The organism is Deinococcus sp. NW-56, from assembly GCF_002953415.1.
Classification (GTDB): Bacteria; Deinococcota; Deinococci; order Deinococcales; family Deinococcaceae; genus Deinococcus.
This window is the reverse complement of record NZ_CP026516.1, coordinates 1,299,167-1,310,684: the sequence shown is the minus strand read 5'-3', so window position 1 is coordinate 1,310,684 and position 11,518 is coordinate 1,299,167. Positions and strand designations below refer to the sequence as shown.

Sequence of the window (11,518 nt, the reverse complement as noted above, 5' to 3'; positions counted from 1 at the left end):
CCCTCAAAGGTAGCGCGTGAGCCACCGCGCCCAGTTTCCGCCCGCGACGGCCGCCCGGTGCCCTGGCGGCAGGACCTCCAGCACGCGCGGCACGTCCCGGTACCGGTCCACCCCCGCCGGGGTCTTCTCCCTCCCGAACCCGCCGTCGAGGTCGGTGCCCAGCCCGACGTGGTCCCAGCCCACCAGCCCCGCGTAATGCCGGGCGTGGTCGGCCACCGTCTCCAGCCCTGCCCGAGGCTGTCCCAGCGCCCACCCGGCCCGCAGAAACGTCGAGAGCAGCACCAGCCCGATCACCCCATCCCGCCCGGCGATCGCCCGCGCCATCTCGTCGGTGAGGTGGCGGTTGCCCGACACGAGGGCGCGGCTGTTCGCATGGGTCGCCACCACCCGCCCGCCAAACTCCAGTGCCTCCCAGAAGGCGTCGTCGTCGAGGTGCGAGGCGTCCAGCGTCACGCCGAGGTCGCGCATCGCCGCCACGAGGTCACGCCCCGCGTCCGTCAGGCCGCCCGGCGCGTCCGTGCCCCCGGCGTAGCGGGTCCGCCCCCACGCCGGGCCGACCACCCGCACGCCCGCCTCCACCCAGAAGCCGAGGTCGTCCGCGTCCCGCACCGGGTCCGCCCCCTCCATCAGCAGCACGACCCCCAGGGGAGCGGCCGGGTCCGCGAGGTGGGCCGCCACCTCCGCTCCGGTCCGCAGCACGCGCAGGTGCCCCGCGTCCTCCCAGCGGCGGTACCCGTCCAGTTGCGCGAGCGCCTGCGCCCGTGCCCCCGCGTGGTCGGTGTAGCCGTGCGGACTCTGGGCGGTGCGCGGCAGGGCGAACAGCGTCCCGAAACACACCCGCGTGCCCGCCGCCCGCAGCTCGCCGAAGGTGACGGTCGCCGTCTCCTCCTTCACCGGGTCGCTCGCCCGCAGCGCCTTCAGCCCCAGCGTGAGGTCGCGCCCCAGCGCGGCGTTGAAGGCGAGGTCGAGGTGCCCGTCGATCAGGAAGGGCGTCTCGCTCACCCCTCCACCGAATCTCCCACCAGTGCCAACACGTCGGAGAGGCGGTGCAGCGCTCCCGCCACCCGGCCGTCCAGGTCAATCAGCACCGCCCGCAGCCCCAGCGCCCGCGCCGCCTCCACGTTCTCCAGGCGGTCGTCCACGAACAGCACCGCCCCCGCAGGCAGCCCCAGTGCGTCCAGCGCGAACTCGAAGGCTCCCGGCTCCGGCTTGTGGACCCCCACCGTGCAGGTGGCGATCGCCACGTCCACGAGGTCCGCAAGGCCCAATGCCTCCAGCGTGCGCCCGATGCTGGGCAGCGTATTGCTCAGCACGCCGACCTTCAGCCCCCGAGCCCGCAGCGTCTCCAGCACGGCGCGGGCGTCCTCGACCGGCTTCATGAAGCGCTCGTAGGGGTAGGCGGCCATCAATTCCTGCGCCTGCCCGTCCGTCAGGCCGAGCGCCCGGCCCAGGTCCGCGCGGTAGTTATCCCAGAAGGCCGCCTCGTCCTCGTCCGAGCGCAGGTGCCACCACGCCTCCGCGTGCGCCGCCCACCCCTCGGCCATCCGCTGCCCCGCCTCCCGCGCGTCCAGCCCGAAGCGCGAGGCCGCCCACAGAGCCGCCTCGCGGTACACGCCAGGGTCAGTGCGGGCCAGGGTGTCGTCGCGGTCGAAAAGCACGGCCCGCAGCGGAACTGTGCCGGAAGGAGAGGTCATCATGCGGGGCAGTGTAAGGACCGGAGCACCCCCCCATCCCCAATGGCCTGACTTTTTCCACGGGGACGCAATCCCATTGCGCGGTGCCCGCGTCGCCGACCAGCCCGCGCAACCCCGTTGTTCAGCCTCCGGGTCAAATGCTACAGTCCGCCCCATGAGCGCCCGCCCCCACCTCCTGCTCACCCCCGGTCCCACGCCCCTGCACCCCGCCGCGCGGGAGGCGCTGGGGCACGAAGCGCTGGGCCATATGGATCCCGAGGTCTTCGCGCTCAACGGGGAGATTCAGGCGGACCTGCGCACCCTGTACGGCGCTCCGGACGGCACCTTCACCGCCCTGCTCGCGGGCACGGGCAGCCTGGGGATGGAGGCGGGCTTCGCCAATCTGGTGGAGCCGGGCGACGAGGTGCTGATCGGCGTGAACGGTTCTTTCGGCGCCCGCATGGCCGAGATGGCGGCGCGGTACGGGGCGCGGGTCCGCACCGTGACGGCCGCGCCGGGCGAGCCGCTCAACCCGGCGGCCTTTGTGGACGCCCTCGCGGGCGGGCGCGTGCGCCTCGTGGCGGTCGTCCACGGCGAAACGAGCACCGGGGTCCTCAACCCGCTGTCCGAGATCGCTGAAGCCGTACGTGGCAACGGGGCGCTGCTGAGCGTGGACGCCGTGACCACCGCCGGAATGCAGCCCTTCGACATGGCCGGGCTGGAGGCGGACTACGTCTACACCGGTTCGCAGAAGTGCCTCTCGGCCCCGCCCGGTGTGGCCCCGGTCGCCGTGAGCGGGCGGGCGCTGGCCCGGCACGCGGGGCGGCGCACGCCCGTGCCGCTGTGGTACGCCGATTTCGCGGGCCTGCGCGACTACTGGGAAGCGCACAGCTACCACCACACCGTGCCTGTCAGCCTCCACTTCGCCCTGCACGCGGCGCTGCGGGCGGCCCTGGACGAAGGTCTGCCCCAGCGCCAGGCCCGCGCCGCCGAAGTGGGGCGCGGGGTGCTCGCCGCGCTGGAGCCGCTGGGTTTCACCCCCTTTGTGCCGGACCCCGACCACCGCCTGCCCACCGTCCTCGCGCTGCGGTTGCCGCCGGGCCTGGACGACGCCGCCACCCGCGCGGCCCTGCGTGCCCGTGGGGTCAGCGTGGCGGGCGGGATGGGAGCCACCGCCGGGCAGATCTGGCGCCTGGGGCTGATGGGGGAGGGGGCGCGGCCCGCCCTGTACCACCGCTTTCTGACCGAGCTGGAGGCGGTGATGGGGGTGCGGGGCGCGGCGAAGCGCTTCGGGGCGGTGCTCTCTGAGGAGGTGCTGGGCACCTCCGCGGCCCCCGCCTAGCCCATTCGGCCGGTCCGGATCACGTCCGCGATCACCGGCGGCAGCTTCCAGGCCAGCACGTCGAAGGCGGAAGAGGCGTAGTCGTAGCTCACCTTGTGCAGCGTCACGCGCGGCGTGCGGCCCACGCAGTCCACGAGGGCGACGTCGGCCCCCGGCTCCGAGTTCAGGCTCAGGCCCACCGAGCCGGGGTCCACGAAGGTCGTGTCGCCCACCACCCGCACAAAGGGCACGTGCGTGCCGCCTACCACGACCACCCGCGCCCCCAACGTCTCCGCGAGGTCCTCGAGGTCGCGTTCGGGGGCCATCAGGTCGAGGCGCTCCTCGGGGTTGTGCGGGCTGCCGTGGAAGTAGCGCACCCGGCCCACCGGAGTCATCATCCGGCCGCCCGGCGGCAGACGGCGCAGGAAGTCGAGCTGCTCGGGCGAGAGCACCCCCCGCGTCCAGGTCAGCACCTGCTCGGCCACCCCGTGCCGCTCCGAGCGCCCACCGAGGTCGAGGGCCACCCGCAGGTCGCTGGACCCCAGCCCGGCCGTCCAGCCCTCCCGCTGCACGCGGTCGATCACTGGCCCCGGACTGGCCCCGTAGCCCACGAGGTCGCCCACCACCACGACCCCGTGGACCGCCGAGTCCGCGAGAAAACGCTGAACGGCGGTCAGCGCGTGGATATTGCCGTGCAGGTCACTGAGAAAAGCCAGTCGCAAAGTGCCCGCATGCTAGGGCATCTGCCCCGCCGCCGCGCCGGGGTGCCCCCGGTCGGGTGGGCGGGCGAGTCCGTATCATGGCGCGGTGCTCACCCGGCTCCCGCCCCCGCTCACCGCCGCCCTGCTCGGGGCGCTCCTCGCCGCCTGCGGGCTGCCGCTGGAGTGGAGCTTCCTCGCCTACGTTCCCCTCGCCCTCCTGCTGATGTACGCGGCCCAGGCCCCCACCTCGCGGGCGCTGGCAGGCCGGGTCTTCTGGTCGGGGGCGGCCTACAGCGCAGTGCACCTGTGGTGGCTGACGGCCTTCCTGGGCAAGCTCTTTCAGTTTCCCCCGGCGGGCGTCCTCGCCTTCGCCCTCTTCGCGCTGGAGGGAGCCTTCCTCGCGGCCATGGCCTGGCTCGCCGCCCGGCTGGTGCGCTCGCCCGAAGCGCGGGTCTGGGCGCTCGCGGGCGGCTGGGTCGGGCTGGAGTGGCTGCGCTTCCTGGGACCGCTCGCCTTTCCGTGGCCGACCCTGGGCTACACGCTGCTCCCCACCCCCGCCATCCAGATCGCGGACCTCGGCGGGGTGTTGCTGGGCAGCGTGGTCGTGGCCGCGACCGCCGCCGCGCTCGTCAGCTTCTGGTGGGGGAGACGGGCGCCCCTGGTGCTGATGTCGGGGGTCTGGATCGCCGCCCTCGCCTACGGGGTCACCCGCGTGCCAGGCCAGGGACCCGTGCAGCCCATGCTGGTGCTGCGCACCGACGTGAACCTGTTCAACCGCTTGGTGCCGGAAGACGCGCTGTATCAGGCGTCCGCCCGCCTCACCGCGCAGGCCCGCCGCCCCGGCGAAATCGTCGCTTGGAGCGAGAGCGCGGTGCGCGACCCCAGCCTGCTGCCCACCCTGCCCGCGAATGGCCTGTACGGGGTGAGTTCCTACGGGGTGCCCCGGCGCAACACGGTCGTCGCCTGGAACGGCGCGGAGGTCATCGGCCAGACCGACAAGGCCCGCCCGGTCCCCTTCGGCGAATATTTTCCGCTGTATGACACCTGGCCCGGCCTATACCGGGGGATTGAGGCGGGCACCGGCCTCGTTCTCGGCCCCAATCTGCCCCCCGCCGAGCGGGTCACGCCCCTGCCGCTGAACGGGGTGCGCTATGGCGCCTACGTCTGCTACGACTCGGTCTTCCCCTGGGTCAGCCGTCAGCTTGCCCGCCAAGGGGCAGAACTCCTCGTCAATGTCAGCAACGACGGCTGGTACGACGGCTGGGGCGTGCAGCAGCACTTCATGATGGGCCGGGTCCGCGCCATCGAGACGCGGCGCTGGGTGGTCCGCAGCGTGAACCGGGGCATCGCGGGCTCGGTGGACGACCTCGGCCGCCCCCGGCAGACGCTCTCGCGGGGGGAAGGTGTGGTCCATGTCCAGCCCCGCCGACTGGAAGGGCAGACGCTCTATACCCGTCTCGGCGACCTGCCCGCGCTGCTGCTCGCCGCGTTGATGGTGGGATACGGCTTCTGGCTGGACCGCGCCTACCGGAACCCTTCCACCACGTCGTCGAGGTCGTCCTCCGGCAGTTCCACATAACGCCGGGTGGTGTCCACCTGCTCGTGCCCGAGGAAGCCCGCCACCCGCGTGAAGTCCCGCGTGGCTGCATAGAGTTGCGTTCCCGCATACTTCCGCCCGGCATGAAAACCCCGGAACTCGTGTTCCCGGCCACATTTCAGGGCGAGCTTCTGGAGACGGGTATATGCCGTCGAGTAGGCCCGCCAGGGAAGGACGGGACCATTCGGCACGGCCGGGCGCACCCCCTCCAGCGCCTCCCGCAGCCGGGCACTCAGCGGGACCCGCCTCGCCTTGTCCCCCTTGCCGTGGGCCACGAGCAGGCGGCGGCGCTCCAGGTCCACATGCGCCCAGTCCACCCCCAGGGCCTCCGCAATTCGCAGGCCCGCGTGCGTGAGCAGCAGGAGCAAGACGCGCTCATGGGGGTCGGCCTCGGCCAGCAGCGCCTGCACGAAGTCGGGGCGGTAGGGCGGGTTCTTCACGATGCCCTTGGTGCGGTCCTTGGGGCGTTTCACGTCCGCGAAGGGGTCGGCATCCGTCGCCCCGGCCCAGCGCAGCGCCCGGTACAGCGCCGAAGCCGCCGCCACCCGCGCCTGCACCGTGGCGGGTTTGAGGCCCGACTGCACCAAGCCCGCAACGTACAACCCCGGCTCACGCCGACCGGGGTGCAGCAGGTTCCAGCCGTGCTCGGTGGCGTGGGTGATCAGCACCTCGACGCCTTTGCGATAGGCCCGCAGCGTATGTGGGCTGAGGCGCACGCCGCCGCTGGTGTCGGTCGTCAGGTAAGCGAGCGTGAGCGCCCACAGGTCTCCGAACGCCTTGTCCCGCGCCGCCGTCACTGCCCGGACCCGCAGCGCCTCGTCGGTCAGGCCGCCCAAACTTCGGGCCTGCGAAAGACGGTCGCCAACGTAGGGAAGCAGGTCGCCGGACATGGTGTCCGATGATAACATGCCTTATCAACGAAGGGTCTTCAGAGCAAACCCCCGCTGGTGACGGGGGTCCGGGCGGACTCAGGTGTCCAGTTCCGTTTTCCGAATCGGCGTCAGGAACTGAATCGCGCCGGGCAGAATCCGGGCGGTAAAGGGCGTCGTCTCCACGTGCAGTTCCCCGTCGTATTGCAGCGGAAAGGGCTCGTCGGCGTCCACCGTGACCGACTTGGCTTCCAGCGTTTCGAGGTTGCCGGAAAAGACTGGGTCCGAGAGGTTCATCTTGACCAGCACCGAGTCGATCAGGTTGGGGACCAGCCGCAGGATGTTCCCGGCCTTCATCAGCACGACCGTGAACTTGCCGTCCGAGGGGCTGATGTCGCTGGTGATGGGCAGGCGGTAGTTCGCCATGCCGAAGTTGGCGACCATCACGCCGATGCCCTCGAAGGTGCGCGGTTCGCCGTCGATCACGAGGTGAAAGGTGGTCTTCTTGGGGTTGAGCTGCTTCATCGCGCTCATGACGTAGGCCATCGCCCCGAAGCGCTCCTTGAGGTCTTCCGAGTCGCGGATCATGGCCGCGTCGGCGCCCGCTCCGGCGAGCATCGCAAAGCCGCTGGTCTCCTCCCCCACCTGAATCTCCCCGAGGTCCACCCGCACGGTGTGGCCGTCGGCGACGATGGCGGCGAGCTGCACGGGGTCACGCGGCAGATCGAGATTCTGGGCGATCAGGTTGGCGGTCCCGGCCGGGTAGGCCAGCATAGGCACGTCCTTGTAACGGGCGGCGTAGGCGAGGCTGCTGACCGTGCCGTCGCCCCCCGCCCCGACGAGCAGATCGAAGTCGGCGAGGTCTTCGACATACTCGGCCATCTGGGTGTCGGGCTGGAGCTGCCGCTCGGTGATGACGGCGCCCCCGGCCCGCAGCCCGGTCAGGAATTCGGGCAGGGTGCTCTCGCCCTGGCCGCTGCGGGGGTTGAAGACCACGAGGACGCGCTTGTCGGCCAGACGGGTCAGGCCGGTCACGGGGTCGGGGCCGGAGTCGGGGGTGGGGGCTGGGGGGGGCGTTTGACCGGTCATTCGGGGCTCATTACACTGCCCGCACGGAGGCTTTCTCTATGGTGCGTGTCTTCTTTGCTTCTTTACTGTTCGCCGGAGCCCTGGCCTCGTGCGCCCCCCGTGAGCAGGCGGTGGTGGGTGTCACCGTAACCCCGGTCCTCGTCAAGCTCTCGGAACCCGCCGCGCGGGGCGGCACCCTGACCATTCAGGGCCGCTACCTCGGCGGGCCGCAAACCGGGCGTGTGCGCCTCGGCGCCAACGAGACCGGCGAGGGCGGGTACCTCTTCCCCGCCGCCAGCGTGCGCTCGTGGACCGACAGCGAGATCGTGCTGACCGTCCCCAGCGACGCGCCGACGGGCGGCTCGTGGCTCTTTGTGGAGGTGGCCGGGAAGCGCTCGACCGGGCTGCCGTACAGCGTGCGGCCCTAAGCCAGCCCGTTCTCCCCAGAAGTCCCCGCCTTTGGCGGGGCTTTTTCCTGTACTGATCGCCGGGCACCGGCTCCCGGCTGCTATCCTCCCAGGGTTATGGCGTTACAGCGCCCCAAGGGCACCCAGGACCACCTCCCGGACGGCAGTCCGAAACTTTCGCGGGACATTCAGGCCTCGGCCTTCGCCCAGGTGCAGGACACCGCCCGGCGCGTGCTGGAGCGCTCGGGCGCTGCCTTTATCGGCACGCCCCTCTTCGAGGAAGCCGAACTCGTGAAGCGCGGGGTGGGCGGTTCCACCGACATCGTCCGCAAGGAGATGTTCACGGTCTACTATTTCGGCGACCACGGCGGCTACGTGCTGCGGCCCGAGGGCACGGCGGGCATCGTGCGGGCGTACCTGCAAAACGGCCTCAAGCAGTTGCCCGCGCCCCTCAAGCTGTGGACCCACGGCCCGATGTTCCGCGCCGAGAACGTGCAAAAGCTCCGGCTGCGCCAGTTTCATCAGGTGGATTACGAGGTGCTGGGCAGCACGGACCCCCTGGTGGATGCCGAGGCGATCTGGTTGATGTGGGAGGTCGTGCGCGAGTTGGGGCTGACGGGCGTGCGGGTCAAACTCGGCAGCATCGGCGACCCGGCCGACCGCGAGGCGTACAACGCCTACCTGCGGGAGCTGTTCGGGGCGCAGGTGGACCGCCTCTCCGACGACTCGAAGGACCGTCTGGAGCGCAACCCCATGCGAATTCTGGATTCCAAGAGCGTGGGGGATCAGGCACTGATCCGCGAACTCGGCGTGCGGCCGATGCTGGACTTTCTGGGCGAGGAGGCGCGGGCGCACTTCGGGGCGGTGCAGGGGTACCTGCGCGACTGGGGCGTGCCCTTCGACCTCGACCCCTCCATCGTGCGCGGGCTGGATTACTACCGCCGCACGGCCTGGGAACTGCACCACGAGGGCATCGGGGCCAAGTCCGCGCTGGGCGGGGGTGGGCGCTACGACGGTCTCGCCGAGCAACTCGGGGGGGCGGCGGTGCCGGGCATCGGCTGGGCCTTCGGGATCGAGCGCGTCCTGGGGGCGATGGAGGCGGAGGGGGTGGCCTTCCCACCCACGCCGGGGCCGCTGCTCTACCTCGCCGCGATGGACGAGGAGAACGTGGGCCTCGCGGCGCGGCTGGCGCTGGAGGGCCGTTCCAGAGGCCGGGTGGAGTTCGCCTACCGCGCGATGAAGCCGGGCAATGCCTTCCGCGAGGCGGACCGTCGCCGTGCCCTCTCGGCGGCCGTGATTGGCAGCGACGAGGCGGCGCGGGGCGTGCTGAACATCAAGACGCTGGGCACGGGCGAGACGCGCGAGGTCCCGCTGGCCGAGCTGACCACCTTTCTGAACGACCTTTCGCGGCACGCAGGAGAACAAGCATGAAACGCACGGGCTACATCGGCGAACTGAACGGGACACATCTGGGCACAGAAGTCACCCTGCAGGGCTGGGCGGGCCGCCGCCGCGACCTCGGCGGGCTGATCTTCATCGAGCTGCGCGACCGCTCCGGGGTGGTGCAGGTGGAGGTCGAGCCGGACTCGCCCGCCTTCGCGGACGCGGACACGGTGCGCTCGGAGGACGTGCTGGAGGTGCGGGGCCTCTTTCGCGAGCGCCCCGAGGGGCAGCGCAAGGGTGGGCTGGCCGACTACGAGGTCGTGGCGTCGGTGGTGCGGGTGCTCAGCCGCGCCAAGACGCCCCCCTTCGAACTTGACAAGGGCGGCGAGGTGGCCGAGGACATCCGCCTGAAGTACCGCTACCTCGACCTGCGTCGGCCCGAGATGACCCGCAACCTGCTGCTGCGTTCGAAAGCGGTGGCGGCGGTGACGGCGTTCCTCGACCGCAAGGGCTTCGTGAACGTGGAGACGCCGATGCTCACGAAATCCACGCCGGAGGGTGCGCGTGACTTCCTGGTGCCTTCGCGCCTGAATCCCGGCGAGTTTTACGCGCTGCCGCAGTCGCCGCAACTGTTCAAGCAACTGCTGATGATCGCGGGGGTGGACCGTTACTACCAGCTCGCCCGCTGCTTCCGCGACGAGGACCTCCGCGCCGACCGCCAGCCCGACTTCACCCAGCTCGACATGGAGATGAGCTTCGTGGAGCAAGGCGACGTGCTGGAGGTGCAGGAGCAGCTCCTGGCCCACGTCTTCCGCGAGGTCCTGGGCGAGGAGTTGCCTCTCCCCTTTCCCCGTCTCTCCTACCAGGAGGCGATGGACCGCTACGGCTCGGACAAGCCGGACCTGCGCTTTGACCACGCGTTCGTGGACGTGACCGACCTGTTCGCGGGCGGGGGCTTCCAGGCCTTCGCGTCGGCGGGAGCGGTGAAGGTGCTCACGGCGCCCGAGTTGACCCGCAAGCAGATCGACGAGCTGGAGCGGGTCGCCAAGCAGAACGGGGCCAAGGGGCTGGCCTGGCTGCGTCGCGAGGGCGAGGGGTTCACCGGGGGCATCTCCAAGTTCGTGTCGCCGGAGGTCGCGGCGGCGTTGCTAGAGCGCACGGGCGTGACGGCGGGCGGCACCCTCCTCTTCGCGGCGGGCGAGTGGAAGGCGGCGGTCACCGCGCTGGGGGCGGTGCGCCTCGCCCTGCGCGACCTCTTCGACCTCGCGGCGAGCGGGCCGAAGTTCCACGTCTCCTGGGTGGTGGACTTCCCGCAGCTCGAATGGGACGAGGACGCTGGACGCTGGACCTACATGCATCACCCCTTCACGGCCCCACACCCGGAGGACGTGGCCCTCTTCGGCACCGAGCGGCAGGGCGAGATTCGTGCCCAGGCCTACGACCTCGTGTTGAACGGCTACGAGGTGGGCGGCGGGTCCATCCGCATCCACGATCCGGAGGTGCAGGCGCAGATGTTCGCGGCGATCGGCTTCTCGGAAGAGCAGGCCCGCGAGCAGTTCGGCTTCTTCATGGACGCGCTCGGCTACGGCACGCCCCCGCACGGCGGCATCGCCTGGGGCTTCGACCGCCTCGTGATGGTGATGGCCGGGGCGTCGAGCATCCGCGAGGTGATCGCCTTCCCCAAAAACAACCGTGGCGCGGACCTGATGGCGCAGGCCCCGGCCCCGGTCTCCCCTGCCCAGCTCGCGGAGGTGGGGGTGCAGGTGGCGGTTGGGGAGGAATAAATCAGGGGGAGGGCAGCCTCCCCTTTCTCCACAGACAGCAAGTGAATAGATTCACGATAAATCTGGTTCGTGAAAAGGTTATTTGCTTGGAGCAGCAAGAACATGCGTTTGATCGGCGAGACGAACTGCACGCCAGTTCTGGGCTTCGCGGTGCAGTTCGGTGAGGGCCGTGTTGACGTGGGCATACCGGCGGTCCTGCCACAGCGCCCGGATTTCCAGGCCAAGCAGACGGGCCAGGGCCGCTGTGAGCGCCCCCCCGTGGGAGACAACGATGGGAGTGCGAGAGGTGCTGAGCGGGGCCTCCAGCGCGGCGAGGAAACGGTCGGCCACGCCGTCGAGCGTCTCACCCCCCGCGAAGCCGAAGGCCCCACCGGGCAGATCGAGCTCATGGGCGTGACTGACGAGGTGGGCATACGGACGGCCGTGCCACTGCGGACCGACCTCGATTTCCTGAATGCCGGGCAGCACGGTCATGGGGACACCCAGAGCGTCCGCGATGGCCTGCGCCGTCTGCTGAGCGCGGCAGAAGGGGCTGGCGTAGACGGCGGGAGAATCCAGGGTCAGACCCGCGAGGTGCGCCGCCACCGCCCGCGCCTGCGCCTCTCCCACGGCGTCGAGGGGGTCATCGTGGCTCGCGCCGAGGGTCTGGGCGACGTTGCTGGCGGTCTGGCCGTGGCGGATGAGGAAGAGGCGGTCGGCGGGCATGGGAGCGAGT

General features: G+C 70.9%; 11 protein-coding genes. 5 read left to right on the top strand and 6 right to left on the bottom strand.

The window, feature by feature from the left end; genetic code table 11:
* Nucleotides 1-3 precede the first annotated feature (3 nt).
* The gene (locus C3K08_RS06575; protein ID WP_104990582.1) at nt 4-1,002 is read right to left on the bottom strand and encodes a dipeptidase; all 999 of its coding nucleotides are present in this window, start codon (nt 1,000-1,002) and stop codon (nt 4-6) included.
* Complete coding sequence (locus C3K08_RS06570) at nt 999-1,697, bottom strand: HAD family hydrolase (RefSeq protein ID WP_369848542.1); 699 nt, start codon at nt 1,695-1,697, stop codon at nt 999-1,001. Before C3K08_RS06570 ends, C3K08_RS06575 begins: the two co-directional genes overlap by 4 nt.
* A 151-nt stretch (nt 1,698-1,848) precedes the next feature.
* Here C3K08_RS06570 and C3K08_RS06565 point away from each other — a divergent pair, with 151 nt between their 5' ends.
* Complete coding sequence (locus tag C3K08_RS06565; RefSeq protein ID WP_104990581.1) at nt 1,849-3,015, top strand: aminotransferase class V-fold PLP-dependent enzyme; 1,167 nt, start codon at nt 1,849-1,851, stop codon at nt 3,013-3,015.
* Here C3K08_RS06565 and C3K08_RS06560 read toward each other — a convergent pair.
* The gene (locus tag C3K08_RS06560; protein WP_104990580.1) at nt 3,012-3,716 is read right to left on the bottom strand and encodes a metallophosphoesterase; all 705 of its coding nucleotides are present in this window, start codon (nt 3,714-3,716) and stop codon (nt 3,012-3,014) included. The genes C3K08_RS06565 and C3K08_RS06560 overlap by 4 nt on opposite strands.
* A gap of 85 nt (nt 3,717-3,801) precedes the next feature.
* On the opposite strand from C3K08_RS06560, the gene lnt reads away from it, so the two are divergent.
* Nucleotides 3,802-5,274 carry an apolipoprotein N-acyltransferase gene (gene lnt / locus C3K08_RS06555; RefSeq protein WP_104990579.1) on the top strand — a complete coding sequence of 491 codons (1,473 nt, stop codon included), beginning with the start codon at nt 3,802-3,804 and terminating at the stop codon, nt 5,272-5,274.
* Here lnt and C3K08_RS06550 read toward each other — a convergent pair.
* Both C3K08_RS06550 and C3K08_RS06545 read right to left on the bottom strand, forming a co-directional pair.
* Nucleotides 5,220-6,182 (bottom strand): tyrosine-type recombinase/integrase, encoded by a 963-nt coding sequence (locus tag C3K08_RS06550; protein ID WP_104990578.1) that lies wholly within the window; start codon nt 6,180-6,182, stop codon nt 5,220-5,222. The genes lnt and C3K08_RS06550 overlap by 55 nt on opposite strands.
* A 78-nt stretch (nt 6,183-6,260) precedes the next feature.
* Nucleotides 6,261-7,250: a diacylglycerol kinase family protein gene (locus C3K08_RS06545; protein WP_104990577.1), complete on the bottom strand. Its 990-nt coding sequence runs from the start codon at nt 7,248-7,250 to the stop codon at nt 6,261-6,263.
* A 38-nt stretch (nt 7,251-7,288) separates the two neighbouring features.
* Between C3K08_RS06545 and C3K08_RS06540 the strand changes: the two genes are divergently transcribed.
* The 3 genes from C3K08_RS06540 to aspS all read left to right on the top strand — a co-directional run bounded on the left by C3K08_RS06540 (nt 7,289) and on the right by aspS (nt 10,803).
* Nucleotides 7,289-7,657 carry an IPT/TIG domain-containing protein gene (locus C3K08_RS06540; protein WP_104990576.1) on the top strand — a complete coding sequence of 123 codons (369 nt, stop codon included), beginning with the start codon at nt 7,289-7,291 and terminating at the stop codon, nt 7,655-7,657.
* Between the two features lie 96 nt (nt 7,658-7,753).
* Nucleotides 7,754-9,067, top strand: coding sequence for a histidine--tRNA ligase (gene hisS / locus C3K08_RS06535; protein WP_104990575.1), 1,314 nt, complete (start codon nt 7,754-7,756; stop codon nt 9,065-9,067).
* Nucleotides 9,064-10,803, top strand: coding sequence for an aspartate--tRNA ligase (gene aspS / locus C3K08_RS06530; RefSeq protein WP_104990574.1), 1,740 nt, complete (start codon nt 9,064-9,066; stop codon nt 10,801-10,803). Before hisS ends, aspS begins: the two co-directional genes overlap by 4 nt.
* 78 nt (nt 10,804-10,881) lie before the next feature.
* On the opposite strand, the gene C3K08_RS06525 is transcribed toward aspS, so the two are convergent.
* Nucleotides 10,882-11,508 (bottom strand): histidine phosphatase family protein, encoded by a 627-nt coding sequence (locus C3K08_RS06525; protein ID WP_104990573.1) that lies wholly within the window; start codon nt 11,506-11,508, stop codon nt 10,882-10,884.
* Between the last annotated feature and the right edge of the window lie 10 nt (nt 11,509-11,518).